General features: G+C 62.3%; 25 protein-coding genes and 7 tRNA genes. 5 read left to right on the plus strand and 27 right to left on the minus strand.

Annotated features, from left to right (window positions below):
* Positions 1-56: 56 nt before the first annotated feature.
* From ACF8SD_RS14565 to gltX, 7 genes are all read right to left on the minus strand, one after another.
* A tRNA-Glu gene (locus ACF8SD_RS14565) sits at positions 57-132 on the minus strand.
* A gap of 42 nt (positions 133-174) precedes the next feature.
* Positions 175-250: transfer RNA gene (locus ACF8SD_RS14570), tRNA-Ala, on the minus strand.
* Positions 251-311: 61 nt separating this feature from the next.
* Positions 312-387, minus strand: a tRNA-Glu gene (locus tag ACF8SD_RS14575).
* A 42-nt stretch (positions 388-429) separates the two neighbouring features.
* Positions 430-505, minus strand: a tRNA-Ala gene (locus tag ACF8SD_RS14580).
* Positions 506-557: 52 nt separating this feature from the next.
* Positions 558-633: transfer RNA gene (locus tag ACF8SD_RS14585), tRNA-Glu, on the minus strand.
* 72 nt (positions 634-705) lie between these two features.
* A tRNA-Ala gene (locus ACF8SD_RS14590) sits at positions 706-781 on the minus strand.
* A 280-nt stretch (positions 782-1061) separates the two neighbouring features.
* Positions 1062-2543: a glutamate--tRNA ligase gene (gltX, locus tag ACF8SD_RS14595; RefSeq protein ID WP_029887104.1), complete on the minus strand. Its 1482-nt coding sequence runs from the start codon at positions 2541-2543 to the stop codon at positions 1062-1064.
* 144 nt (positions 2544-2687) lie between these two features.
* On the opposite strand from gltX, the gene ACF8SD_RS14600 reads away from it, so the two are divergent.
* On the plus strand, positions 2688-3743 hold the full coding sequence (locus ACF8SD_RS14600; RefSeq protein WP_392484591.1) for an HlyD family secretion protein: 1056 nt from the start codon (positions 2688-2690) through the stop codon (positions 3741-3743).
* Positions 3744-3792: 49 nt separating this feature from the next.
* Positions 3793-5283, plus strand: a complete 1491-nt coding sequence (locus ACF8SD_RS14605; protein WP_392484628.1) for an MDR family MFS transporter — start codon at positions 3793-3795, stop codon at positions 5281-5283.
* Between the two features lie 37 nt (positions 5284-5320).
* Here ACF8SD_RS14605 and uvrB read toward each other — a convergent pair whose 3' ends face one another.
* A complete protein-coding gene (uvrB, locus tag ACF8SD_RS14610; RefSeq protein WP_009685051.1) occupies positions 5321-7336 on the minus strand; it encodes an excinuclease ABC subunit UvrB in 2016 nt (671 codons plus the stop codon).
* 287 nt (positions 7337-7623) lie between these two features.
* Between uvrB and ACF8SD_RS14615 the strand changes: the two genes are divergently transcribed.
* Both ACF8SD_RS14615 and ACF8SD_RS14620 read left to right on the plus strand, forming a co-directional pair.
* Positions 7624-8820 (plus strand): amino acid aminotransferase, encoded by a 1197-nt coding sequence (locus ACF8SD_RS14615; protein WP_029887102.1) that lies wholly within the window; start codon positions 7624-7626, stop codon positions 8818-8820.
* A 62-nt stretch (positions 8821-8882) separates the two neighbouring features.
* Positions 8883-8958: transfer RNA gene (locus ACF8SD_RS14620), tRNA-Asn, on the plus strand.
* Positions 8959-9040: 82 nt separating this feature from the next.
* On the opposite strand, the gene ACF8SD_RS14625 is transcribed toward ACF8SD_RS14620, so the two are convergent.
* The 16 genes from ACF8SD_RS14625 to ACF8SD_RS14700 form a co-directional block, all read right to left on the minus strand.
* Entirely contained in the window at positions 9041-9601 is a 561-nt protein-coding gene (locus ACF8SD_RS14625) for a DUF1285 domain-containing protein (RefSeq protein ID WP_173890687.1), read from the minus strand.
* A gap of 10 nt (positions 9602-9611) precedes the next feature.
* Positions 9612-10217, minus strand: a complete 606-nt coding sequence (locus ACF8SD_RS14630) for a DUF4823 domain-containing protein (protein WP_392484592.1) — start codon at positions 10215-10217, stop codon at positions 9612-9614.
* 66 nt (positions 10218-10283) lie between these two features.
* A complete protein-coding gene (locus ACF8SD_RS14635) occupies positions 10284-11252 on the minus strand; it encodes a GTP 3',8-cyclase MoaA (protein ID WP_392484593.1) in 969 nt (322 codons plus the stop codon).
* Positions 11253-11344: 92 nt separating this feature from the next.
* Positions 11345-11980, minus strand: a complete 636-nt coding sequence (locus ACF8SD_RS14640) for a TetR/AcrR family transcriptional regulator (RefSeq protein ID WP_009685056.1) — start codon at positions 11978-11980, stop codon at positions 11345-11347.
* A 740-nt stretch (positions 11981-12720) separates the two neighbouring features.
* Positions 12721-13503 carry a TatD family hydrolase gene (locus ACF8SD_RS14645; protein WP_173890693.1) on the minus strand — a complete coding sequence of 261 codons (783 nt, stop codon included), beginning with the start codon at positions 13501-13503 and terminating at the stop codon, positions 12721-12723.
* 30 nt (positions 13504-13533) lie between these two features.
* Entirely contained in the window at positions 13534-14520 is a 987-nt protein-coding gene (locus tag ACF8SD_RS14650; protein ID WP_392484594.1) for a DNA polymerase III subunit delta', read from the minus strand.
* The gene (gene tmk / locus ACF8SD_RS14655) at positions 14513-15145 is read right to left on the minus strand and encodes a dTMP kinase (protein WP_173890697.1); all 633 of its coding nucleotides are present in this window, start codon (positions 15143-15145) and stop codon (positions 14513-14515) included. The genes ACF8SD_RS14650 and tmk overlap by 8 nt, the downstream gene beginning before the upstream one ends.
* A gap of 9 nt (positions 15146-15154) precedes the next feature.
* The gene (mltG, locus tag ACF8SD_RS14660; RefSeq protein ID WP_173890698.1) at positions 15155-16312 is read right to left on the minus strand and encodes an endolytic transglycosylase MltG; all 1158 of its coding nucleotides are present in this window, start codon (positions 16310-16312) and stop codon (positions 15155-15157) included.
* Positions 16313-16316: 4 nt separating this feature from the next.
* Positions 16317-17132, minus strand: coding sequence for an aminodeoxychorismate lyase (gene pabC / locus ACF8SD_RS14665; protein WP_392484595.1), 816 nt, complete (start codon positions 17130-17132; stop codon positions 16317-16319).
* Entirely contained in the window at positions 17132-18376 is a 1245-nt protein-coding gene (gene fabF, locus ACF8SD_RS14670; RefSeq protein ID WP_173890700.1) for a beta-ketoacyl-ACP synthase II, read from the minus strand. The genes pabC and fabF overlap by 1 nt, the downstream gene beginning before the upstream one ends.
* A gap of 187 nt (positions 18377-18563) precedes the next feature.
* Positions 18564-18800 carry an acyl carrier protein gene (gene acpP, locus ACF8SD_RS14675; protein ID WP_392484596.1) on the minus strand — a complete coding sequence of 79 codons (237 nt, stop codon included), beginning with the start codon at positions 18798-18800 and terminating at the stop codon, positions 18564-18566.
* Positions 18801-19002: 202 nt separating this feature from the next.
* Complete coding sequence (gene fabG, locus ACF8SD_RS14680; RefSeq protein ID WP_392484597.1) at positions 19003-19743, minus strand: 3-oxoacyl-ACP reductase FabG; 741 nt, start codon at positions 19741-19743, stop codon at positions 19003-19005.
* A 15-nt stretch (positions 19744-19758) separates the two neighbouring features.
* On the minus strand, positions 19759-20697 hold the full coding sequence (fabD, locus tag ACF8SD_RS14685) for an ACP S-malonyltransferase (protein ID WP_392484598.1): 939 nt from the start codon (positions 20695-20697) through the stop codon (positions 19759-19761).
* Between the two features lie 165 nt (positions 20698-20862).
* On the minus strand, positions 20863-21873 hold the full coding sequence (gene plsX, locus ACF8SD_RS14690; RefSeq protein ID WP_082416259.1) for a phosphate acyltransferase PlsX: 1011 nt from the start codon (positions 21871-21873) through the stop codon (positions 20863-20865).
* A gap of 3 nt (positions 21874-21876) precedes the next feature.
* Positions 21877-22059 carry a 50S ribosomal protein L32 gene (rpmF, locus tag ACF8SD_RS14695; RefSeq protein WP_029887079.1) on the minus strand — a complete coding sequence of 61 codons (183 nt, stop codon included), beginning with the start codon at positions 22057-22059 and terminating at the stop codon, positions 21877-21879.
* 13 nt (positions 22060-22072) lie between these two features.
* Positions 22073-22600: a YceD family protein gene (locus ACF8SD_RS14700; RefSeq protein WP_392484599.1), complete on the minus strand. Its 528-nt coding sequence runs from the start codon at positions 22598-22600 to the stop codon at positions 22073-22075.
* 96 nt (positions 22601-22696) lie between these two features.
* Between ACF8SD_RS14700 and ACF8SD_RS14705 the strand changes: the two genes are divergently transcribed.
* On the plus strand, positions 22697-23275 hold the full coding sequence (locus ACF8SD_RS14705; protein WP_173890701.1) for a nucleoside triphosphate pyrophosphatase: 579 nt from the start codon (positions 22697-22699) through the stop codon (positions 23273-23275).
* Between the two features lie 123 nt (positions 23276-23398).
* Here the strand turns inward: ACF8SD_RS14705 and ACF8SD_RS14710 are convergent, their stop codons facing one another.
* The 3 genes from ACF8SD_RS14710 to rluC are packed head-to-tail and all read right to left on the minus strand — an operon-like array spanning position 23399 to position 26029.
* A complete protein-coding gene (locus ACF8SD_RS14710; RefSeq protein WP_009685073.1) occupies positions 23399-24388 on the minus strand; it encodes a S49 family peptidase in 990 nt (329 codons plus the stop codon).
* A gap of 6 nt (positions 24389-24394) precedes the next feature.
* The gene (locus ACF8SD_RS14715) at positions 24395-25069 is read right to left on the minus strand and encodes an HAD family hydrolase (RefSeq protein ID WP_392484600.1); all 675 of its coding nucleotides are present in this window, start codon (positions 25067-25069) and stop codon (positions 24395-24397) included.
* A 3-nt stretch (positions 25070-25072) separates the two neighbouring features.
* Positions 25073-26029 carry a 23S rRNA pseudouridine(955/2504/2580) synthase RluC gene (gene rluC, locus ACF8SD_RS14720; protein ID WP_009685075.1) on the minus strand — a complete coding sequence of 319 codons (957 nt, stop codon included), beginning with the start codon at positions 26027-26029 and terminating at the stop codon, positions 25073-25075.
* Positions 26030-26352 lie beyond the last annotated feature (323 nt).

The raw sequence follows: 26352 nt of genomic DNA on the forward strand, positions 1-26352 counted from the left end.
GCTCATTCAATAATCGAATGAGCCTTCAAAGTCCCGCAAAACGCGGGTAAAAAAATTGGCGTCCCCTAGGGGACTCGAACCCCTGTTACCGCCGTGAAAGGGCGGTGTCCTAGGCCACTAGACGAAGGGGACATAACCTTCGCAAAGATTCATTTGCATGAACCCTGGCATAAATGGTGGAGCTAAGCGGGATCGAACCGCTGACCTCCTGCATGCCATGCAGGCGCTCTCCCAGCTGAGCTATAGCCCCGAAACAAAAGGCTCATCAATAATCGACGAGCCTTTTTAAGCCCTGCAAAACGCAGGAAAAGTGGCGTCCCCTAGGGGACTCGAACCCCTGTTACCGCCGTGAAAGGGCGGTGTCCTAGGCCACTAGACGAAGGGGACATAACCTTCGCAAAGATTCATTTGCATGAACCCTGGCAGAATTGGTGGAGCTAAGCGGGATCGAACCGCTGACCTCCTGCATGCCATGCAGGCGCTCTCCCAGCTGAGCTATAGCCCCGGATTTTTAGCCTCGCGGCCCAGCGACATCTACAACATCGCTTGTGCAAAACTGGCGTCCCCTAGGGGACTCGAACCCCTGTTACCGCCGTGAAAGGGCGGTGTCCTAGGCCACTAGACGAAGGGGACGAACCTTCTTACCTTCAAGACCCGGTTGCTGGACCCGGTCTTGCTTACCAGCCTGGGCTGTTAAGCGGAATTTGGTGGAGCTAAGCGGGATCGAACCGCTGACCTCCTGCATGCCATGCAGGCGCTCTCCCAGCTGAGCTATAGCCCCACAATGTCGCTTTGAACCGAACCGCTGACTGGGTGCCTGGCGCTTCGTTTACGTTCATCGCTGTGGACGGGGCGCATATTAAGATCGGATTGCAGGGCTGTCAAACGAATTTTCAAAAATAACCAAAAATTTTTTCACAGATAACAATCACTTACCGCCCTACCCCGGTTTTTGGGCTTCAGCTGGGCCTGTGGGAGCGGGCGTGCCCGCGAATGCGATCGTAGATCAAACACCGCATTCGCGGGCGCGCCCGCTCCCACAGGTTAGGTGTAGTATTGAATCAGGCGATGGAAGCCAGCAGCTTTTCCCACTCTTTGTTTTCCTTCTTCGACACACCACCCAGCAGGTCCAGGGCCTGGCGCAGGCGGTAGCGGGTCAGGTCCGGGCCAAGGATTTCCATGGCGTCCAGCACCGATACCGAGCTGGCCTGGCCGGTGATGGCCGCGAACATCAGCGGCATGGCATCGCGCAGCTTGAGCTCCAGGGCCTCGACCACAGCCTGGATACAGCCGGTGATACGTTCTTTTTCCCACTGGCGCAGGCTTTCGAGCTTCCACAGGATCAGCTGGATGACCTGGCGCACCTGGTCGGCCGACAACTTCTTGCTTTCGAACAGCTTGGCGTCCAGCTTCAACGCGCCTTCGAAGAAGAAACCGCCCAGCGGGGCGACCTGGCTGAAGGTTTCCACCCGGCCCTGCACATGCGGGGCGATCTTCATCATGTAGTCGCTGTTGAACGCCCACTTCTGCAGGCGCGCCGCGAACTCCTCGACCGGCAGCTCGCGCAGCCACTGGCCGTTGAGCCAGGACAGCTTCTCGATATCGAAGATCGGGCCGCCCAGCGAGATGCGCGACAGGTCGAAGTGCTCGACCATCTCGGCCAGCGAGAACTTCTCGCGCTCGTCTGGCATCGACCAGCCCATGCGGCCCAGGTAGTTGAGCATGGCTTCCGGCATGAAGCCCATGCGCTCGTAGAAGGTGACCGACGTCGGGTTCTTGCGCTTGGACAACTTGGACTTGTCGGGGTTACGCAGCAGCGGCATGTAGCACAGCTTGGGCTGCTCCCAGCCGAAATACTCGTACAGCTTGATCAGCTTGGGTGCCGATGGCAGCCATTCTTCGCCGCGCAGCACGTGGGTGATGCCCATCAGGTGGTCGTCCACCACATTGGCCAGGAAGTACGTGGGCAGGCCGTCGTTCTTCATCAGCACCTGCATGTCCATGCGATCCCACGGGATTTCGACATCGCCACGCAGCATGTCCGGCACCACGCACACGCCTTCGCTTGGCACCTTCATGCGGATGACGTGCGGCTCGCCAGCGGCCAGGCGGCGCTGCACTTCCTCGTCGCTCAGCAGCAAGGCACGGCCGTCATAGCGCGGGGTTTCGCCGCGGGCTTGCTGTTCGGCACGCATCTGTTCCAGCTCTTCGGCGGTGCAGAAGCAGTAGAAAGCGTGGCCGGCGTCGACCAGTTGCTTGGCGTACTGGGCGTAGATCTCGCCACGCTCGCTCTGCCGGTAAGGGCCGTGCGGGCCGCCAACGTCCGGACCTTCGTTCCATTCGATGCCGAGCCAGCGCAGGGCATCGAAGATCTGCTGTTCCGACTCGCGCGTGGAGCGCAACTGGTCGGTGTCTTCGATGCGCAGGATGAACTCACCGCCGTGCTGCTTGGCGAAGCAGTAGTTGAACAGGGCGATGTAGGCAGTGCCAACATGAGGGTCGCCGGTAGGCGATGGCGCGATACGCGTGCGTACGGTGGTCATGGAGAGTCTCGAACGAAAGATGAAACAAAGGCGGGATGTTAGCAGGTGGCGGGCACCGGGCTCCAGCAATGGCGCGAACGTCACTTGCCGACTGGCCATCTGCCGCTGTTAAATTTATTTACATTTCTGCAACGACAATCCCCCATGCCTGCCCAACTCAAACGCCGCCTGGCGATATTTTTCACCCTGGTGGCCATCATTGCCCTGGCTTTCCTGGCCCACTGGTATTTCAAAGGGCGCTTCTACGAAAGCACCGACAACGCCTACGTACAGGGCGAGATCACCCGTGTCTCCAGCCAGTTGGGCGCGCGCATCGACAGCGTGCCGGTCGAAGACAACCAGCATGTCAACCAGGGCGACCTGCTGGTGCGCCTGGAGGCGGCCGATTTCGAGCTGGCCCTTGAGCGCGCCCGTGCGGCACTGGCCACCCGCGAAGCCGAGTACGCCCAGGCGCAAAGCCGCCTTACCCAGCAAAGCAGCCTGATTGCCGCCGGCCAGGCCCAGGTGGCCGCCAACAAGGCCGCGTTCGACCGCTCGCGGCTGGACCTGAGCCGCGCCGAGAAACTGCGCAAGCCAGGGTTTGTGTCGGAAGAACGCGTCACCACCCTGTCGGCCGACAGCCACGTTGCCGGGTCGCAAGTGGACAAGGCCCGTGCCGACCTGCAAAGCCAGCGCCAGCAGGTCAGCGCACTGAATGCCGACCTCAAGCGCCTTGATGCGCAGATCGCCAATGCCCGCGCCGACCTGGCCCAGGCCGAGTTGAACCTCACCCGCTGCGAGATCCGCGCGCCCATCAGCGGCACCATCGGCCAGCGCAGTGCCCGCAATGGCCAGGTGGTGCAGGCCGGGGCTTACTTGCTGTCGATCGTGCCTGACGAAGACATCTGGGTGCAGGCCAACTTCAAGGAAACCCAGATTGGGCATATGCAGCCAGGCCAGCGCGCCGAACTACTGTTCGACAGCTACCCCGATACGCCGATCGAAGGCCGGGTCGACAGCCTGTTCGCAGCCTCGGGGGCGCAATTCAGCCTGCTGCCACCGGACAACGCCACCGGCAACTTCACCAAGGTGGTCCAGCGCATCCCGGTAAAACTCACCTTCCGCGCCGACAACCCTCTGCACGGGCGTATTCGCCCGGGCATGTCGGTCACTGCCACCGTGGATCTGCGCAACGAAGACGAAGGCCACGATGGCCGCTGAACAACTGCTGCGCCCGACAGGGGAGCCCAGCCGCCGCGACTGGATCGCCGTGATGAGCGTGATGCTCGGCGCCTTCATGGCGGTGCTGGACATCCAGATCACCAACTCTTCGCTCAAGGACATCCAGGGCGCGCTGTCGGCCACCCTGGAAGAAGGTTCGTGGATCTCCACCTCGTACCTGGTCGCGGAAATCATCATGATCCCGCTGACGGCCTGGCTGGTGCAACTGCTGTCGGCGCGGCGCCTGGCGGTGTGGGTTTCGGCCGGGTTCCTGCTGTCTTCGTTACTGTGCTCGATGGCCTGGAACCTGGAAAGCATGATCCTGTTCCGCGCCCTGCAAGGCTTTACCGGCGGCGCGCTGATACCGCTGGCATTCACCCTGACCTTGACCAAACTGCCGGAGCACCACCGCGCCAAGGGCATGGCCATGTTCGCCATGACCGCCACCTTCGCGCCTTCGATCGGCCCCACCCTGGGCGGCTGGCTGACCGAGAACTGGGGTTGGGAATACATCTTCTATATCAACATTCCGCCGGGCCTGGTGATGATCGCTGGCCTGCTGTACGGGCTGGAGAAAAAGGAGGCGCACTGGGACCTGCTGAAAAGCACCGACTATGGCGGCATCCTCACACTCGGCCTGGGCCTGGGCTGCCTGCAGGTATTTCTCGAAGAAGGCCACCGCAAGGACTGGCTGGAATCGCACTTGATCGTAGCCCTGGGCAGCGTCGCCTTGATCAGCCTCATCACCTTCGTCATCCTGCAGTTTTCCAGGCCGCACCCACTGATCAACCTGCGCATCCTCGGCAACCGCAACTTCGGCCTGTCGAGCATCGCCAGCCTGGGCATGGGCGTCGGGTTGTATGGCTCGATCTACCTGCTGCCGCTGTACCTGACCCAGGTGCAGGGCTACAACGCCCTGCAGATTGGCGAAGTGATCATGTGGATGGGTATTCCGCAGTTGTTCCTGATTCCGCTGGTGCCGCAGCTGATGAAGGTGGTATCACCCAAGGTGCTGTGTGCGCTGGGCTTCTGCCTGTTCGGCGCTGCCAGTTTCGGCTCGGGGGTACTGAACCCTGACTTTGCCGGGCCGCAGTTCAACCATGTGCAGATCATTCGCGCACTTGGCCAGCCAATGATCATGGTCACCATCTCGCTGATCGCCACCGCCTATATTCAGCCGCAGGACGCAGGGTCTGCGTCGAGCCTGTTCAATATCCTGCGCAACCTCGGCGGCGCCATTGGCATTGCCTTGCTGGCAACACTGCTGGACGCGCGGACCAAGGTGTATTTCGATTACCTGCGTGAGGCCGTGGTGCCCACCAACCCCCAAGTGGCCGAGCGCCTGGCGCAACTGACGGAGCGCCTGGGGAGTGACAATGCAGCGCTGGGCAAGCTGAGCGAGATCACCCACCAGCAGGCGCTGATCATGGCTTACAACGACGCCTTCCACTTCGTCGGGATTGGTTTGGCGGTAAGCATGGTGGCGGTGCTGCTGACGCGCAAATTGCCCCAGGGCTTGAAAGCTGGCGAGGCCCATTGAGCTTGTTGCGATGCACCCACAGGGCCGGCGCCAGCCTTCAGCTGGTGATCAACCGCTCACGCAGCTTGGTGATCTCGTCACGCAACTGCGCCGCGGCTTCGAATTCCAGGTCGCGGGCGAACTGCATCATTTTCTCTTCCAACTGCTTGATACGCTTGGTGATCTCCCCAGGCGTGCGCAGTTCGGCCTCGTAACGGGCGCTCTCCTCCGCGGCCTTGGCCATGCCCTTGCGCTTCTTGCTGCGCGCACCCGGTACGGTGGCGCCCTCCATGATGTCGGTAATGTCCTTGATCACGCCCTTGGGCACGATGCCGTTGGCTTCGTTGAAGGCGATCTGCTTCTCGCGGCGGCGCTCGGTTTCATCGATCGCCCGCTGCATCGAGCCGGTGATGTTGTCGGCGTACAGGATGGCCCGGCCATTGAGGTTACGCGCCGCACGGCCAATGGTCTGGATCAGCGACCGCTCCGAGCGCAGGAAGCCTTCCTTGTCGGCATCGAGGATCGCCACCAGGGACACCTCGGGCATGTCCAGGCCCTCACGCAGCAGGTTGATCCCCACCAGCACGTCGAAGGTACCCAGGCGCAAGTCACGGATGATCTCTACCCGCTCCACCGTGTCGATGTCCGAGTGCAGGTAGCGCACCCGCACATCGTGATCGGCCAGGTAGTCGCTGAGGTCCTCGGCCATACGCTTGGTCAAGGTGGTGGCCAGCACCCGTTCGCCGGCAGCCACCCGCTTGCGGATCTCCGACAGCAGGTCGTCGACCTGGGTCAGCGCCGGGCGAATCTCGACCTGCGGGTCGACCAGCCCGGTGGGGCGCACCACCTGCTCCACCACCCGCCCGGCATGCTCGGCCTCGTAAGGCCCCGGGGTGGCGGAAACGAAGATGGTCTGTGGGCTGACACTCTCCCATTCATCGAAGCGCATGGGCCGGTTGTCCAGTGCCGACGGCAGGCGGAAGCCATACTCGACCAGGGTTTCCTTGCGCGAACGGTCGCCTTTGTACATGGCCCCCACCTGCGGCACGCTGACGTGGGATTCGTCGATCACCAGCAGCGCATCGGGCGGCAGGTAGTCGTACAGCGTTGGCGGCGGTGCACCCGCCGGGCGGCCAGACAGGTAACGCGAGTAGTTTTCGATGCCATTGCAGTAGCCCAGCTCCAGGATCATCTCCAGGTCGAACCGGGTGCGCTGCTCCAGGCGCTGGGCTTCGACCAGCTTGTTGGCCTTGTGCAGGTACTCCAGGCGGTCCTTGAGCTCTGCCTTGATGCCCTCCACGGCATCCAGCAGGGTTTCCCGCGGGGTGACATAGTGGCTTTTGGGGTAGAAGGTGAACCGCGGCAGCTTGCGGAAGACCTCGCCGGTCAGCGGGTCGAACGCCGCGATGTTCTCCACCTCGTCATCGAACAGCTCGACGCGGATGGCCTCCAGGTCCGATTCCGCCGGGAAAATGTCGATCACATCCCCCCTTACCCGGAATGTAGCGCGGGCGAAGTCCATCTCGTTGCGGGTATACTGCAGGTCGGCCAGGCGGCGCAACAGTGCGCGCTGGTCGAGCTTGTCGCCGCGGTCCACGTGCAGGACCATTTTCAGGTAGGTCTCGGGGCTGCCCAGGCCGTAGATGCACGACACGGTGGTGACGATGATCGCATCGCGGCGCTCCAGCAGCGCCTTGGTCGCCGAGAGACGCATCTGCTCGATATGGTCGTTGATCGATGCATCCTTCTCGATGAAGGTGTCCGACGACGGTACATAGGCTTCCGGCTGGTAATAGTCGTAGTAGGAGACGAAGTACTCCACCGCGTTATTGGGGAAAAACGCCTTGAACTCACCGTACAGCTGCGCGGCCAGGGTCTTGTTCGGCGCCAGCACCAGGGTCGGGCGCTGGACCTGCTGGATCACGTTGGCAATGCTGAACGTCTTGCCCGAACCGGTCACCCCCAGCAGCGTCTGGTGCGACAGCCCGGCCTCGATGCCCTCGACCATCTGACGGATCGCCTCGGGCTGGTCGCCGGCAGGCTGGAAACGGGTAACGAGCTGGAACTCGGACATGACGGACCTCGCGGTGCTGCAGCAACTGTAAATTTAGCCAGTAGTCTATACCCAAATGCGCCCGCAAGGGGCGGCTTTCAAGGCACAGCCACAACCAGGTATTACGGTTGACCGGGCAATCAGACCGATGGTCAAAAAATATTTGCGCAAATACCCGGAAAAGCCGCGCCAGAGTGTCGCGGTCACCGGTCGGTATCACTATACTGACTCCCCGTTTGTGCACCGCTTCAGTGCATTCGGCTGGAGCGTGTACGCCCTATCACTCTCCAATCAGAGCCGAAGTAACAATGAGCCTGTTTTCCGCTGTCGAGCTGGCACCCCGCGACCCTATCCTGGGCCTCAACGAAGCATTCAACGCCGACCCACGTACCGACAAGGTCAACCTGGGTGTTGGCGTGTATTGCAATGAGGAAGGCCGCATTCCGCTGCTGCGCGCCGTGATCGAAGCCGAGACCCAGCGTGCAGCCCAGCATGCCTCGCGCGGCTACCTGCCGATCGATGGTATCGCCACCTACGACCAGGCCGTGCAAAAGCTGCTGTTCGGTGCCGAATCGCCACTGCTGGCCGCCGGCCGCGTGGTCACCGTGCAGGCCGTCGGTGGTACTGGCGCACTGAAAATCGGTGCCGACTTCCTCAAGCGGATCTCGCCAAACGCCGTGGTGGCCATCAGCGACCCGAGCTGGGAAAACCACCGCGCCCTGTTCGAGTCGGCCGGTTTCCCGGTGCAGACCTACCGCTACTACGACGCCCCGAGCAACGACGTCAACCGCGCCGGCATGCTAGAAGACCTCAACGCCCTGCCCTCTGGCTCGATCGTGGTGCTGCACGCCTGCTGCCACAACCCGACGGGCGTCGACCTGAGCCTGGACGACTGGAAAAACGTGCTGGAAGTGGTCAAGGCCAAAGGCCACGTGCCGTTCCTCGACATGGCCTACCAAGGCTTTGGCGACGGCATTGCCGAAGACGCCTTCGCGGTCCGCCTGTTCGCTGAGTCGGGCCTGGAGTTCTTCGTATCCAGCTCGTTCTCCAAGTCGTTCTCGCTGTACGGCGAGCGCGTGGGTGCGCTGTCGGTGGTTACCGCCTCCAAAGACGAAAGCACCCGCGTGCTGTCGCAGGTCAAGCGCGTGATCCGCACCACCTATTCCAACCCGCCCACCCACGGCGCAACCATCGTCGCTACCGTGCTGAACAGCGCCGAGCTGCGCCAGATGTGGGAAACCGAACTGGCCGAAATGCGCGAACGTATCCACGGTATGCGCAAGCAGATGGTCGCGCTGTTGGCCGAATACGGTGCCAACCGCGATTTCAGCTTCGTCGGTCGCCAGGTCGGCATGTTCTCCTACTCGGGCCTGAGCGTAGAGCAGGTGGCCCGGTTGAAGAACGACTTTGGCATCTACGCGCTGGACACTGGCCGCATCGCTGTGGCTGCGCTGAACCAGAGCAACATCCATGTCGTCACCAAAGCGATCGTGCAAGTGCTGTAACTGCTTGATTTGCCAGGGGGTGTCTTGACTTCCCCCTGGCGATCGGTATGATGTGCGCAGATTCCGCGATAGCTCAGTCGGTAGAGCAAATGACTGTTAATCATTGGGTCCCTGGTTCGAGTCCAGGTCGCGGAGCCAAACATTGAAAAAGCCCCCAGCTGTCACAGCAGCCGGGGGCTTTTTCGTTTGCTGCGAAGCCGGCGACGCACGCACAATCCAATCAGCTGCTGCGCCCAATCGGGTAGAACTCGCCACCGCTCCAAACGCCCAGCCATGGCTCGCCATCGATCTCGCGCGGCACCGCCAACTCCACCATCTGGTAGAACACATTGCGGTGTATCAATGCCTCGAGATTACTGCGCATCAGCACGTACGGCGACGGCGCTTGCGTCACCGGATCGGTGACTACCCGTAGCGGATTGGCCGGGCCGGCCTCTACCTGATCCTCGACATTGCTGGTAAAGCGCAGCACCTGCTGCTCGCCCTGCCCTTGCACCTCCAGCGCCACTGCCACGAACGGCGCATCGTCTACCTGAATGCCCACCTTTTCCACCGGGGTAATCAGGAAGTAATCGTCACCATCGCGGCGCAGGATGGTAGAGAACAGCCGCACCATCGGTTTGCGGCCGATGGGCGTGCCCAGGTAATACCAGGTGCCATCGCGGGCGATACGCATGTCGATGTCACCGCAGAAATCCGGGTTCCACAGGTGGACCGGCGGCAGGCCCTTGGCCTTGGGGATCTGCGCCAGCAGGTCGTTGGCCTTACCGGTGTCGCTCATCACACTCGCCTCACTCACTCATGCCCAGAAGGCTACGAGCGTACTCGCGCATCGGTGCGGCAAGCAAATCCTCGGGGGTTTTGTCGTGGGACGTCAACAAACCGCCACGGCTCTTGATGCGAGCGGTATCGATCAGGTAGCGGGTATTGGTTTCGATCAGCATCATCTGCACCACGCCGCTGTCCCAGCCCAGGCGGTCGACGGCTTGCTCGTCGTACCACTCGTCACCATTGCCGATGCGGTCGTCGGTGCGGGCAAAGCGGGTATACAGCACATAGTCGGCACCGACCGAACGGGCCTGCGCAATGGCCTCTTCCAGGCCCAGCGGGCCTTGGGCGCGGCGCACAAGCGGGAAATACTCGACGAAACTTTTGAACGCCTGCTCGGCCACTGCATTCTGCCGGGGTACCGGGCCCTTGCCAGGCGGCACGAATGCGCCCTGCCCTATGAAGATGAACGAGTCAGGCTGCAGGCGAATCGACAGCGTGCGCCGGGTTTCGCTATGGTCCAGCAGCCCTGCGTCGCTCATGTGATAGCGGACGCCCTCGCCCATATCGCTGACATTCATGCAGCCGCTCAACGCCATCAGCGCCAGCAGCAAGACCAGGCTACGCATCTTTCCTCCAGTGACCGGCGACGAAAAACCGGCGAATAGCCGGCGGATGCAGCTTTTGCGCCAGCTTCAGCCGCCGATGACCTTCATCACGGTCACACCGCCGGAAAACGCCAAAGCCTGTTTGTCAGCCAGGGCCTTGACCAGCAACCGTTGCAGCGCGGGCAAGGCTTGGTGGCGTGGCTTTTCCAGAAGGTCGCCAACGAAATGACGATTACCCGACGACAGGCAGCCATGCAGCCAACCTGTGGATGACAGCCGCAGCCGGGAGCACGTCCGGCAGAACGGCACGCTCTCATTTGCAATGACGCCGAAGTGCCCCTTGCCGGGGATCTGATAGCGCATGGCGGTGGCGTCCACCGGCGCAGCGACACGGGCGAAGGCGTGCTGGCCGCCGATCAGCGTGAGCAGGTCATCGAGGCTGACAAATTGTCGCAGGAAAGCAGAGTGGTCAAGCGCCAGGTGGCCCATACGCATCAGTTCGATAAAACGCAACTCAAAGCCACGCGCCATGCAGTAATCCAGCAACGGCAGCACCTGGTCGAGGTTTTGCCCGCGCATCGGCACCATGTTCACTTTGATCTGCATGCCCATGGCGCGGGCCCGCTCCATCGCCGCCAGCACCGTGGCCAGGTCGCCGCCGCGGGCGATCTGGCGAAACGCCAACGGGTCCAGGGTGTCGAGCGAGACATTCAGCCGGCGAATTCCCGCTGCCTGCAATTGCGGCAACTTACGGCCCAGCAGCTGACCATTGGTAGTCAGCGAAATATCCTCGAGGCCGAGTTTGGCCACCGCGGCGAGAAAGGCATCCAGGCGCGGACTGACCAGCGGTTCCCCACCGGTGATACGCAAGCGCTCGATGCCGGCAGCTTCAATCAGGTAGGCCACGCCACGCGCCAGTGCGTCTGCCGAAAGCTCATCCTGCGCCGCCACCAGGCGCTTGCCGTCGGGCACGCAATAGGTGCAGGCGTAATTGCAGGCAGCCGTCAGGCTGACACGCAGGTTGCGAAACCGCCTGCCTTGACGATCGACGATCATGGATGACTCCGGCATGGGTAGAGGGGCCGGCAAAAACTGACTCATAAATCAGGTTTTTGCAAGCCCTGTACACATAGCCGGTGGGGCGTAGCTCAGTGGGACGGTTCCGGGTCGCGCTTGCGCTTGTTGCCCATGCGCACGCCAATGTCCATCAGGAACTGGAAGAAGCCTTCCTGATCTTCCAGCACATTGCTCCAGAACGGTGAGTGGTACAGCGCAACGGCGCCATGCACCAGTGCCCAGGCGGCGCAGTAATGGAAGTAAGGAGGCACGTCTTCGAGCTTGCCTTCGCTGATGCGGCCCTTGATCAGCTGGGTGAGGCGGTCGAAGTTGGAGGCACGGATGCTGTGCAACTGTTCGACCATTTCCGGCACCTGGTTGCCCTTGACCACCTTCTCTTCCAGGCGGTCGAACAGCCGGTAACGCTGAGGGTCACGCATGCGGAATTCGAAATAGGCACGCGACAGGGCCTCTTTGTCACGGTCGACGTCGGCCGAGTGCAGCAACCCGTTCAGGTCGCGCTCGTAGTCGAGCATCAGGCGCAGGTAGATTTCGGCCTTGGACTTGAAGTGCTTGTAGATCGTGCCTTTGCCGATGCCCACGGCGTCGGCGATCATCTCGACGGTGACGCTGTCTTCACCTTGCTCGAGAAACAGCTTGAGCGCGGTATCGAGGATTTCCTGTTCGCGACGGCGAAACTCACGGACCTTACGAGGTTCTTTCTGCATGGGAAGGACTGGATGACAATCGAAGCGGTTTATTATGCCTAACTTGCGGGAAATTGCACGGATCTTCAGAGCATGGCTGTGTTTCAGGATGCTCTCGGCCATACGCTGCGGGAGGAACCAGACGCGGGCGTATTCCAAATTTGTTTAAAAAACGACCAATAGCCACTGGCAGGCCGCCAAACCTGGCCAATACTAGAAGTGTTGGCGCGGCGCATCCCCCCTAGCGGCGCGCCGATAAAGGTGCTCAGGGACCGCGTACCTTTGTTTTACTCCTAATGGTCTTAACCCGGATTCCTCCCCCAGAACCCGGGTTTTTTTTGTGTGTTTGCGGCGGGCGTTGGAGGTGGGATTTTTGGGGATGGTACGAGCGCCGCTGGTGTTCGCCGAAGCATTTGCAGCGCCTGTGAGATCGAGCGCCGCCCGCGCGGCGCTTCGCGGCTAAAGCCGCTCCTACGTTTGTTTCGGGCCAGTATCGCCTGTGCCAGGCGCGCGCGACCGCCTTGTTTGTATGACGCCATATCGTGCCATGCGCCAAGGCGGTCGCGCGCAAATCCCACAGGAATAATTGGCCCTAAACAAACGTAGGAGCGGCTTTAGCCGCGAAGCGCCGCGCGGGCGGCGCTCGATCTCATAGGCGCTGCAAATCCTTCGGCGAACACCTGCGGCGCTCGATCTCACGGGCGCTGAATTTGTTGTGGCAGGCACCTCATGGCCCTCACACAACCTTCAACTCCAATGAATCAACCCACCCGCGCTAACGGAAACAACCGCTTGAAGTTAGCCGTTGTCTGCTCAGCCAATTGCCCATAACTGGCCCCGCGCAGCGAAGCCACATACTCCGCCACTTCTCTCACATATTGCGGCAAGTTCGGCTTGCCGCGATACGGAATCGGCGCCAGGTACGGCGAATCGGTCTCTACCAACAAGCGGTCGACCGGCACTTGCCGCGCCACTTCCCGCAGGGCATCGGCATTGCGGAAGGTAACGATGCCAGACAGCGATATGTAATAGCCCAGGTCCAGCGCCGCCTTGGCCATGTCCCAGTCTTCGGTAAAACAGTGCAGCACGCCAGCCTGCGGCAGATTGGCCTCGCGCAGTAGCGCCAGGGTATCGGCCCGCGCCGCACGGGTATGCACGATCACTGGCTTGCCGGTCTGCCGCGAAGCCTCCAGGTGCAGGCGGAACGAGGTCTGCTGCAATTCAGCGGCTTCAGGCTCGTAGTGGTAATCCAGCCCGGTTTCGCCAATTGCCACCACATGCGGGTGGGCCAGTTCGCGCAACAGCCACTCCAGCGCCGGGGTTTCGCCCGGCGCCAGGTCCAACGGGTGTACACCGACCGAGCAGTCGACATCCGCGTACTGCTCGCTCAACGCCTTTACCGCGCCGGCGTTTTCGGCACTGACACCGATGCACAGGAAATGCCCCACCCCGCGATCACGCGCCGCCTGCAGCGCAGCATCGAGCGAGCCCTGATGGGCACTGAGGTCAAGACGGTCAAGGTGGCAATGGGAGTCTACGAGCATGGGATAGCGGCACACATGGAAAATGGGAAATCAGCGGGCGCCCGGCAGTTGCAGCCAATGAGCCAGCAGCGATTCGAGCAACAGGATTTGATTGAGGTTGGCCTTGCCCAGCACCTTCTGGCGCTGTTCGAGGATCCACGCCTGCACCTCCAGCACCTTGGCCTGGCGGCTTTTCTGCGCCAGGTACTGCACCACCTTGCGCATATCGGCCAAGCCTAACCCCTCCTCGTCCTGGGTCAACTGGTAGCGCAGAATGAGGTGCGCCCAATCGCAGAACCAGTCGAATACCCTCAACACCGGCACAGCCTTCCAGGCTTCGGCCAGCTGGCTGGGCGATTGCTGTTGCTTGAGTAACTTCTTCACCCCGTCAGTAACCAGCGCACGCTGCTCGCGCACTCCCTGCGCCTGCAGGCTGACCGCCATCAGCGGCGAACCGGCGGCCAGGGTCAGCAATTCATCGCGCTCGGCCTCGGCCGTATCAGGCAACGCCGCGGCCAACCAGGCCTGGCTCTGGGCCAGGTTCGGCTGGGGGCAGGCCACCTGCTGGCAACGACTCTTGATGGTCGGCAGCAGCCGGCTGGGCTGGTGCGTGACCAGCAGCAACACGGTGTCGCCGGAAGGCTCTTCAAGGCTTTTCAACAGTGCGTTGGAAGCATTGACGTTCATGGCTTCCACCGGCTCGATCAACACCACCTTGCGCCCACCCAACTGCGCCGTCTGCACCACGAAGGCCACCAGCTCGCGGACCTGGTCGACCTTGATCGGCTTATCGGCCTCTTCGGGCTCAAGGATGTAGTTGTCAGGGTGGCTACCTGCCTTCAGCAGCAGGCAGGACTTGCAGGTGCCGCAGGCATCGAGGCCTTGCGGCTGCTGGCACAACAGGCGGGCCATCAGGCGCTCGGCCATGGCCCGCTTGCCAATGCCCTGCGGACCGTGCAGCAGGTAGGCATGGGCATGCTGACTGCGCCCGGCCAATTGCTGCCAGAGCGCCTGCTGCCATGGGTAGGCCTCAGCCACGGCACCGCTCCACGATGGCCGGCAACAGCGCATCGATAGCACGCTGCACGGCCGCGAGCGGCTGTGCGGCATCCAGCAGGCTGTAACGCTGGGGTTCGCGCCGAGCGCGCTGCAGGTAAGCCTGGCGCACAGCCTGGAAAAACGCCTGGCCCTCCTGCTCGAAGCGGTCGAGGCGACCGCGCGCAGCGGCACGGGCCAAACCGACTTCGACCGGCAGGTCGAACACCAGCGTCAGCTGCGGGCGAAGGTCGCCCTGGACGAATTGCTCCAGGGTGGCGATACGCTCGACCGACAGGCCGCGGCCACCGCCCTGGTAGGCATACGTGGCATCGGTAAACCGGTCGCACAACACCACAGCGCCACGGGCCAGCGCCGGGCGGATCACCTGCGCCAGGTGCTGGGCGCGGGCAGCGAACACCAGCAGCAGTTCGGTGTCGGCGGCCATGGGTTCATCGCTGGGGGCCAACAGCAGTTCACGCACCTTCTCGGCCAGCGGCGTGCCACCAGGCTCACGGGTCAGCACCACATCCAGGCCATGCTCGCGCAGGCGCGCCGCCAGGTAGTCGCGGTTGGTGCTTTTGCCCGCGCCTTCGGGGCCTTCCAAAGTAATAAACAAGCCGCTCACAGGCAGTCCTTAATGTTGTTCGTCGGGCGTTGCCGGCTCGGCCGCCTGGGCATCACCGCCGGGAGCGGCCGGCGCCGGCTGCTCTTCGCTGGCCGCTGGCGCCGCGTCATCGTCACCCGGTTTTGCCGGTTGCTGCGGCGCGGGGCTGGAGCGATAGTCTGCCCGCCGCTTGAGCTGAAACTCCCGTACCGCCGAGTTGTGATCGTTGAGGTCGTCGGAGAACACATGGCTGCCGTCGCCACGGGCGACGAAGTACAGGCTGGTGCCATCGGCCGGGTTGAGCGCCGCGTGAATCGCCTCGCGGCCGACCATGGCAATCGGCGTGGGCGGCAGGCCGGTGATGGTGTAGGTATTGTAGGGCGTAGGCTCACGCAGGTCGGCACGGGTGATCTTGCCGTTATAGCGTTCACCCATCCCGTAGATAACCGTCGGATCGGTCTGCAGCATCATGCCCAGGCGCAGACGCCGCACGAACACCCCGGCGATCTGCCCGCGCTCTTGGGGGATGCCGGTTTCCTTCTCCACCAGAGAAGCCATGATCAGCGCCTGGTAGGGATCGCGGTACGGCAGGTCGGTGGCGCGCTCGGCCCATTCCTTGGCCAGCACTTCTTCCAGGCGCATGTAGGCCTGCTGCAGCAACTCGACGTCGCTCATGCCGCGCACGAAGCGGTAGGTATCGGGGAAGAACCTGCCCTCAGGGAACACACCGGTATGGCCGAGCTTGTCCATGACCTCGGCGTCCGACAGGCCATCCAGGGTGTGCTTGAGCTTTTCATGCTTGGCCACGGCCGAGCGCAGCTGGCGGAAGGTCCAGCCCTCGACCAGGGTCAGGTTGTATTGCACCACGTCGCCCCGGCGCCAGGCGTCGAACAGCTGCTCGACGGTCATGCCAGGGGTGAGGCGATATTCGCCGGTGTGCAACGGGGTACCGGCCATGTTGAAGCGCCAGTACAGGCGCAACCAGACGGCGTCGTCGAGCAGCCCTTCGGTTTGCATGCGGTAGAACATGCGGTTGGGGGTGGTGCCATTGGGCACGTCGAGCAGGCGTTCCTGCGTGACGTGCAGTGGCTGCTCCAGGACCGAGTTGATTTTCCAGGCCGACCAGCCTAGCGCCAGACCGGCGAGGATCAGACCCATTTCCAGCAACAGCAGGAATTTACGTCTCACGAATTCAGGTTTCCAGTAACGTACGGGCAACGGCCTGCAGTTTTCGGGTAAGCGGGCCCGGCGACCAGTTTAACGCGGCAAGCCCGCGCACGGGCCACACGCCATAGACGCTGTTGCAAACAAATACTTCATCGGCCTGCTCCAGCGCATCATACGGCAGGTCGCAGACGTTGGCCGTAATACCCTGCAAGCGCGCCTGGTCGAGCAAGGCACCGCGCATGACCCCGGCCACGCCACAACGGCTGAGGTCGGCGGTAAAGAGCACGCCGTCGCGCACCAGGAACAGGTTGCTGTATACCCCTTCGATCACCCGGCCTTGCCAGTCACGCATCAGGCCCTCGGCATGGTCACTGTCCTGCCATTCGGCACGGGCCAGCACCTGCTCCAGGCGGTTGAGGTGTTTGAGCCCGGCCAGCAACGGTTGTTCCCCAAGCCGTGTCTGGCAGGGGAACAAGCGTACGCCCTGCTCGGCATGGGCAACAGGATAGCTGGGTAACGGGCCGCCCTGCAGGATACGCCGGGGCACGGCATCGGCAACCGGCGCGTAACCACGCTGGCTGTCGCCACGGGTGAGGATGAGTTTGGCTACCCCGTTGCCGAGCTGGCTGGCATAACGCAGCAATTCCTCACGCACCTGCGCCAGGTCGGCGCCAATCGCCAGCCGCTGGCAACCCAGCGCCAGGCGGGCGAGATGGCCGTCCAGCAGGCTGGGCCGGCCATGCCGAACGGCGATGGTTTCAAACAGACCATCGCCGTAGGCCAGGCCGCGGTTCTGCAGATTGAGCGCAGTCGCGGGCTGGCCGTCGATCCAGCTGAGCATCAACCGGCGAACCGGCGGAACACCAGCGAGCCGTTGGTGCCACCAAAGCCGAACGAGTTGGACAACACCACATCAATCGGCATGCTGCGCGCCTGGTGCGGTACGAAGTCCAGGTCGCAACCTTCGTCCGGTTCGTCCAGGTTGATGGTCGGCGGCGCCATCTGGCTGTTGATCGCCAGCACACTGAAGATCGCCTCTACCGCGCCAGCTGCCCCCAGCAGGTGGCCGGTCATCGACTTGGTCGAGCTGACTGCCAGCTTGTAGGCGTGCTCGCCGAATACGCGCTTGATCGCCGCCACTTCGGCAATGTCGCCCGCGGGGGTCGAAGTGCCATGGGCGTTGATGTAGCTCACGTGTTCCGGCTGGATGCCAGCATCGCGCAGGGCGTTGGCCATGCAGCGCGCAGCGCCTTCACCGGAGTCTGGTGGCGAGGTCATGTGGTAAGCGTCGCCGCTCATGCCAAAACCGATCAACTCGGCATAGATGGTCGCCCCACGGGCCTGGGCATGCTCCAGTTCTTCGAGCACCAAGGCACCGGCACCGTCGGACAGCACGAAACCGTCGCGGCCTTTGTCCCATGGGCGGCTGGCGCGGGCAGGCTCGTCGTTGCGGGTGGACAGCGCGCGCGAAGCACCGAAGCCACCCATGCCCAACCCGCAAGCGGCCATTTCGGCGCCGCCGGCAATCATTACATCGGCTTCACCGTAGGCGATATTGCGCGCGGCCATGCCGATGCAATGGGTGCCGGTGGTGCAGGCCGTGGCAATGGCGTAATTGGGGCCCTGCAGGCCCAGGTGGATCGACAGGAAACCCGAGATCATGTTGATGATCGAGCCCGGCACGAAGAATGGCGAAATGCGACGCGGCCCCGAGTCATGCAGGGTGCGGCTGGTTTCTTCGATGTTGGTCAGGCCACCGATCCCCGACCCCATGGCCACGCCGATGCGCTCGCGGTTGGCGTCGGTGACTTCCAGGCCGGCATTACGCACCGCCTGGAACCCGGCCGCCAGGCCGTACTGGATGAACAGGTCGAGTTTGCGGGCCTCTTTGGCCGACAGGTACTGCTCCACCTCGAAGCCTTTCACCGAGCCGCCAAAACGGGTGGAGTAGGCAGACAGGTCCGTGTGTTCGATCGGACCGATGCCACTGCGGCCAGCCAGAATGCCCTGCCAGGTGCTCGGTACATCGGTACCCAGTGGCGACAGCATACCCATACCGGTGACCACGACGCGTCTACGCGACACAGTACTCTCCTTTTCTAATAACAGAGTCTCTTGGCATTGCATTCAAGCGCTGGAATGAAATGGCAACAGGCTCTTGGTGCGCGGTGAACGAGGCGGCCTGGACAATACGCGGCGCTCGCAAAGAAAAAACCGCACGCCAGCGAAGGCAGTGCGGTTTTCCCCGACAAGTAGCGTCGACGGTAACGTCTTAAGCCTGGTGGCTCTTGACGTAGTCGATAGCAGCTTGAACGGTAGTGATCTTCTCGGCTTCTTCGTCAGGGATTTCGGTCTCGAATTCCTCTTCCAGAGCCATCACCAGTTCAACGGTGTCAAGCGAATCGGCACCCAGGTCATCGACGAAGGACTTCTCAGTAGTCACTTCTTCTTCCTTGACGCCCAGTTGCTCGGCGACGATTTTCTTGACGCGTTCTTCGATGGTGCTCATACCTAGTTTTCACTCCTAATGGATATATGCAGGCAGCTGGCCGGTGGCTAATTTTATAGAAAGACGTTCGCTTTTCAAGCTGAACCTGCCTTCAGGCTAGTCACCGCACCCGCTGTCTGGAATCTGATTGCAGCTTTATAACGGATTTTAGGCTCGCAGTATGACTCTTTTTTTACGAAATCCGTCACATTGAGTTGCAGGGTTACATGTACATCCCGCCGTTGACCGGCACGGTTGCACCGGTTACATAGGCTGCACCGTCCGAAGCCAGGAACGAAACCACCTTGGCAATTTCGTCGGCCTGCCCCAGGCGGCCCAGTGGAATCTGGGTTTGCAGGGTTTCGCGCTGCGCTTCAGGCAGTTCGCGGGTCATGTCGGTATCGATGAAACCAGGGGTCACCGAGTTGACGGTAATGCCACGCGAACCGACTTCACGCGCCAGGGCGCGGCTGAAGCCTTCCAGCCCGGCCTTGGCAGCTGCATAGTTGGCCTGGCCAGCGTTACCCATGGCACCGACGACCGAGCCGATGCTGATGATACGACCCCAACGGGCCTTGGTCATGCCACGCAGCACGCCCTTGGACAGACGGTAGAGGCTGTTCAGGTTGGTGTCGATCACGTCGAACCATTCGTCGTCTTTCATGCGCAGCATGAGGTTGTCGCGGGTGATGCCGGCGTTGTTGACCAGAATGGCCGGGGCGCCGAACTGCTCACCAATGGCAGCCAGTACCGCTTCCACCGACTCGGCGCTGGTCACGTTCAATTCCATGCCGGTGCCGGTAATACCGTGCTCTTTCAGGGTGGCGGCGATACGCTCGGCGCCGGAGGCCGAAGTGGCGGTACCAATCACGGTTGCGCCCTGGCGGCCCAGTTCCAGGGCGATGGCCTGGCCAATGCCACGGCTGGCGCCAGTGACCAGTGCAACTTTACCTTGCAGGCTCATGCAAGCTTCTCCAATTCAGGCCAGTGCCGCGCGGGTGGCGGCAACGGCGTCAGGGGTATTGAGGTTGTAAGTGGTCACGCCATCGGCGCAACGCTTGTTCAGGCCAGCCAGCACTTTGCCCGGGCCGCACTCGACCAGATTGACTGCACCATTGGCCGCCAGGGCCTGCACGCACTCAACCCAGCGTACCGGCTGGTACAGCTGCGCCAGCAGGTCCTGCTTGAGGGCATCGAGGTCGGCCGCGATGGCGGCGGTGACGTTCTGAACCACCGGAATCTGCGGGGCCTTCCACTCGATGGCGTTGACCGCATCGGCAAAGCGCTCGGCAGCTGGCTTCATCAGGGCGCAGTGCGAAGGCACGCTGACAGCCAGCGGCAGGGCGCGCTTGGCGCCTTTGGCCTTGCACAGCTCCATGGCGCGGTCGACCGCCGCCTTGTTGCCGGCGATGACCACCTGCCCTGGCGAGTTGAAGTTGACGGCACTGACCACTTGGTCTTCAGCCGCTTCGGCGCACAGCTCCACGACCACAGCGTCGTCCAGGCCGAGAATGGCGGCCATCGCCCCGTGCCCGGCAGGCACCGCTTCCTGCATCAGCTGGCCACGGCGCTCGACCAGGCGCACAGCGTCTTTCAGGCTGATGCTGCCAGCAGCGACCAGGGCGCTGTATTCACCCAGGCTGTGACCGGACACGAAAGCTGGCTTGGCACCGCCCTCTTCCAGCCACAGACGCCACAACGCGATGGACGCGGTGAGGATCGCCGGCTGCGTCTTGTCGGTCTGGTTGAGTTGCTCTTCCGGACCTTCCTGGACCAGCTTCCACAGGTCGTAACCGAGTGCTTCAGAAGCTTCCTTGAAGGTTTCGATGATCACTGGCTTCTCGGCGCCGAGCTCGGCGAGCATGCCCAGCGACTGGGAACCTTGACCGGGAAAGACGAATGCGAGAGATGCAGACATTGAACAAGCCCTTATGATCTTGTCGTCGGATAGGGTACGCCAGGCCTTGGGCCAGGCGCGGAATCTGAAAGCTTGGATGAAGACGCAGACCAAGCGGTCACATTTAAGCACTTCATCGGTGATATACCTAAGGTCTTTGTTTGCCTGCTCGGGCCCCGTCGTAGGCTAGAGCAGCAGGTCCTCCAAACGCCCGTGCAAACGCTGCGGCAGATTCTCCTGAATCTCGATCAACGCCCGCTGGATGGCACTCTGGAACCCCTGAACGCCCGCGGAGCCATGGCTCTTGATGACGATACCCTGCAAACCCAGGAAGCTCGCGCCATTGTGCCGGGCCGGGGCCAGGTCGGCCTGCAGACGCTTGAGCAGGGGCATGGCCACCGCTCCAGCAGCCCGCGCCAGCAAGCCACCCTTGAACAATTGCTCGATCCGCGCACCGATCATGGTGGCCAGACCCTCGCTGGACTTGAGCAGGATATTGCCAACAAAGCCGTCGCACACCACCACATCAGCCTCGCCACGGTACAGCCCGTCACCTTCGACAAAGCCCACATAGTTGAGCCCGCGGGCATTGTGCAAGAGGCTTGCCGCCAGCTTGACCTGCTGGTTGCCCTTGATGTCCTCGGTACCGATGTTCAGCAACGCCACGCGCGGGCGATGAACACCCAGGGCCTGGGCGGCCACCGACCCCATCACGGCGAACTGGTACAGGTTTTCGGCACTGCAATCGACATTGGCACCCAGGTCGAGCAACTGGCAGTAACCGGCCTGGGTCGGGATCGCCGCCACCATGGCCGGGCGATCGATACCCGGCAGAGTCTTGAGCACGAAGCGTGACAACGCCATCAGCGCGCCGGTATTGCCGGCACTGACGCAGGCCTGAGCCTTGCCATCACGCACCAGTTCAAGGGCGATGCGCATGGACGAGTCCGGCTTGCCACGCAGCACCTGGGATGGCCGCTCGTCCATGCCGACCACTTCACTGGCGGCGACGATTTGCAGGCGCGCGCGATCCGCAGCCGCAAGGCCGCTGACAAGATCTTCCAGGAGGGAGGGTTGACCGACGAGGGTCAGGTGTAACGAGGGGGTAGCGGAAAGGCAGGCAATGCTAGCCTGAACAATGCTGCGGGGACCGAAGTCCCCGCCCATTGCGTCGATCGCGATGACCTGAGCGGACAAGGATTACTCGTCAGCGCCCTTGTCGACCACTTTGCGACCACGGTATACGCCTTCTGGCGAAACGTGGTGGCGCAGGTGTACTTCACCGGTGGACTTGTCTACCGACAGCGCGTTTTCCGACAGAGCGTCGTGCGAACGGCGCATGTCACGGGCAGAGCGGGATTTTTTGTTCTGCTGAACAGCCATAATTGATTAACTCCTAAACGTTTGGGTCACGCTTTAACTGCGCCAAAACACTGAACGGGTTGGACCGCGATACCTCGTCCTTGCTCGATTCGGGCTCGTCTGCGCCCGCCGGCTGCTGGCATTCTTCCGGATGATGAGCAGGCACGATTGGCAGGGCGAGCAGAAGCTCCTCCTCGATTAGTGCCTGCAGATCCAAAGGATCTTCGCCCAGTTCCAGCACGTCATAGCCTTTCGGCAACGACTGGGTATTCGCACCCTCCTTCACCACAGCGTAACTGCATTCGCTATGGATCGGCAGGGTGACCAGCTCAAGACAACGCTGGCAAACCATTTTGACTTCGACGTCCAGCTCGCTGTGGATAACCACCACGTGCTGTTCATCTCGTTCAAAATCGAACTTCGCCTGCACCGTACCGACATTGTCGGAAAGCGGGTCGCAGAGTCTTTCCAAATCAGCGAGCTGCAGCGAACCGTTAAGGGTTACGCCACGATCGGCTAATTTGCGCGGGTCAACGTGAGGTGGAATCGGGTCATTCAACATAGGCGCAGCATAATAGGGATGCCCCCCGCCCCTGTCAAAGGAAATTAGGCGGCATCGTGCGTGATAGAATTTGTTCAACTGAATCAGGAGTCTACCATGCTTCCTCTGTTACTGGCTTCCAGCTCTGCCTATCGCCGCGAACTGCTTGCCCGCCTGCAGCTGCCTTTCACCTGGGCAAGCCCCGACATAGACGAGCAGCGCCAGGTCGACGAGCCGGCGTCAAAGCTGGTGCGGCGCCTGGCCAGGCAGAAGGCCGAGACACTGGCGGGCAACCACCCCGGGCACCTGATCATCGGCTCGGACCAAGTGGCCGTACTGGGCGAACAGGTGCTGGGCAAGCCACATACCTTCGAGCGCGCTTGCGAGCAATTGCTGGCGTGCAGCGGGCAGCAGGTGAGCTTCCTGACCGGGCTGGCGCTGCTCAACAGCGCCACCGGGCAATGCCAGGTCGATTGCGTACCGTTTACCGTGACCTTGCGCGAACTGAGCCGGGAGCAGGTGGAGCGCTATGTAGCGGCGGAGCAGCCGCTGGACTGCGCTGGCAGCTTCAAGGCGGAGGGGTTGGGGGTGAGTTTGTTTCAGAGTACCCATGGCTGCGACGCCACCAGCCTGATCGGGCTACCGTTGATTCGGCTGGTGGACATGCTGACCAAGGAAGGGGTGGTGATTCCTTGAGGGCCTGGGGCCGCTTTGCGCCCCATCGCCGGCAAGCCGGCTCCCACAGATACTGCACAAGTTTTGAGAACTGTGGGGCGCCTGTGGGAGCCGGCTTGCCGGCGATGGGGCCTGAACAGGCTATCAGCGCAGCTGTGGCCCCTGGAAGCCCATCCACATGGCCAGGTGCTCAGCCACACTGGCCCCGACCCGCTTGGAGAAGCGGTCAAACGGCGATTCCTGCACGGTGAAGTCCACCAGCTCCTTCTCGCCCACGATCTCGCGGGCCACATAGCTGGCACTGCCCAGCCCATCCACCAGCCCCAGCGCCTTGGCCTGCTCACCCGACCACACCAGGCCACTGAACAGCTCCGGGTGCTCCTTGTCTTTCAGGCGCTCGCCACGGCCCTGCTTGACCATGGCGATGAACTGGTTGTGCGTGGTGTCCAGCACCCCTTGCCAGAACCGCGTCTCCTCGGGCTTTTCCGGCGAGAACGGATCAAGGAACGCCTTGTGCTCACCCGAGGTATAGGCGCGGCGTTCGACACCCAGCTTTTCCATGGTGCCGACAAAGCCATAGCCGGCCGCCGTTACCCCGATCGACCCCACCAGGCTGGCCTTGTCGGCGTAGATCTCGTCTGCGGCACTGGCAATGTAGTACGCACCGGACGCCCCCAGGTCGGCGATCACCGCGTACAGCTTGATGGCCGGGTATTCGGCACGCAGGCGGCGGATTTCGTCGTACACGTAGCCGGCCTGTACCGGGCTGCCACCCGGGCTGTTGATGCGCATCACCACTGCCTTGGTCTTGCTGTCCTTGAAGGCCTCACGCAGGCTCTTGACGATATTGTCTGCGCTGGCTGCCTCCTGGTCGGCAATCACGCCGCGCACCTCGACCAGTGCGGTATGGCTGGCACCGCGCGAGGCGGCCTTGTCCATATCCATCAGCGGCGAGAACAGCGCCAGGATGCCGAACAGGTAAACGAAGGTCAGCAGCTTGAAAAAAATACCCCAGCGCCGTGAGCGGCGCTGCTCCTGCACACTGGCCAACAGGGTCTTTTCCAGCAGTTGCCAGCTCTTGCGCTCTTCGCGCTCCCCGGGCTCGGCCTCGGGGGCTTTCCATTCGTCTGCCATGCTCACCTACCTTGGAAGTGGAATTGCGGCCCCAGCCAACCACTCGCGCAGCTGGGAAAAATGCTCGATGCACACCTGCGGGCCGAACTCGGCCAGCGCCTGTAACGACATGGCACCATAGCCCACGGCCACCGAATGCATGCCGGCATTGCTGGCCATTTGCAGGTCGAATGCAGAATCTCCGACCATCAGCGCTCGCTGCGGTTCTACACCACAATGGCCGAGAATTTCCTCGAGCATCAGCGGGTGCGGCTTGCCGCGGGTTTCATCAGCGGCGCGGGTAATGTCGAAAAACGCCTGCCAGCCGTTGGCCTTGAGCACCCGATCCAGGCCGCGACGGGCCTTGCCGGTGGCCACCGCCAGGCGGTAACCCTCGGCGCGGAAGGCGTCAAGCGACTCGCTCACCCCCTCGAACAGCGGCGAAGGCTGCTGATCCAGGGCGGTGTAGATATCAGCGTAATGCTGACGGAAGCTTTCGACCTGAACGGGCTCCAGGTGCGGGTACAGGGTATGGATGGCCTCGTCCAGGGCCAGGCCGATGATGCCCTTGATCGCATCATCACTGCGTTGCACCTCACCGGCACGCACGGCAGCCGCGTTCATGGACTCCACGATGCGCCCGATGGAGTCGGCGAGCGTGCCGTCCCAGTCGAAGATCAGCAGTTCATAAGCTTTTTTCATAGGTCACGGCGCACTCAGCCGCTCCACCGTCTTGGCCCAGACTTCGTCCACCGGCGCCTCAAGCTTGAGCTCGCCACCGTCCGGCAGCGGCACGGTCAGCGCGTAGGCATGCAGGAACAGGCGTTTGCCACCCAGCTCGCGAATTTCGCGGCTGAAATCTTCGTCGCCGTATTTGTTGTCGCCGGCGATCATGTGCCCGGCATGCAGGGTATGCACGCGAATCTGGTGGGTACGCCCGGTGATCGGCCGCGCCTCGACAATGGTGGCGAAATCGCCGAAGCGACGCAGCACGCGGAACAGGGTCAGCGCCTCCTTGCCCTCATCGTTCACCTCGACCATACGCTCGCCCGAGCGCAGGTTGCTTTTGAGCAGGGGCGCGTTGACCTGTTTCTTGGCCGTGGGCCAGTGGCCCCGCACCAATGCCATGTAGCGCTTGTCCACGCCATCACCGCGCAGCGCCGCGTGCAAGTGGCGCAGCATGCTGCGCTTCTTGGCGATCATCAGCAGGCCGGAGGTGTCGCGGTCCAGGCGGTGCACCAGCTCCAGCTCCTTGGCGTCGGGGCGCAGCTGGCGCAGCGCCTCGATCACGCCGAAGCTCAGGCCGCTGCCGCCATGCACGGCGATGCCGGCGGGCTTGTTCATCACGATCAGCGCCTTGTCTTCATAGACGATGGCCGCCTCCAGGCGCTGCAACAGCCCCTGGGCAACCGGTGCCGGCTCGTCGCGCTCCGGCAGGCGGACGGGCGGCACCCGCACGATATCGCCGGCCTGGATCTTGTACTCGGGTTTCACGCGGCCCTTGTTGACCCGCACCTCACCCTTGCGCAGGATGCGGTAGACCAGGGTCTTGGGCACGCCCTTGAGCGCCGTGATGAGGAAATTGTCGATGCGTTGGCCGGCAAGCTCCGGCGCGACTTCGATCAGCTGTACGCCGGAAGTCGGAGGGGTATTGGTCGTCATGGCGGGAATCATAACAATTTTTTATGGAATTGAAGCACTTAATCATTGCTGCTATAGTCGCGAACGCCGCCAAAAGTGGCAGGCCAGCAAAACCAGGCCCTGGGCCGGTTGCTGACCTACGCAATTCTCCAGGACGCGAGGCCGTCCTACGGGGTTTTCGCCAGTTTACCGAATTGCCTGGAATCGCCACCAGCGCTGTGTAGAGAAGACCGAAAAAAACGACAAGTGTGGTTGTTCACCTGCTTACCCGATTCTTTTCGTTGTAGCTCTGCCCGCCCCGTCGCTTCCACGCAACGCAAGGCGAATGCTCCGGAAACAACAGC

Source organism: Pseudomonas sp. CJQ_9 (genome assembly GCF_043106615.1).
In the GTDB taxonomy this organism is placed as follows: Bacteria; Pseudomonadota; Gammaproteobacteria; order Pseudomonadales; family Pseudomonadaceae; genus Aquipseudomonas; species Aquipseudomonas juntendi.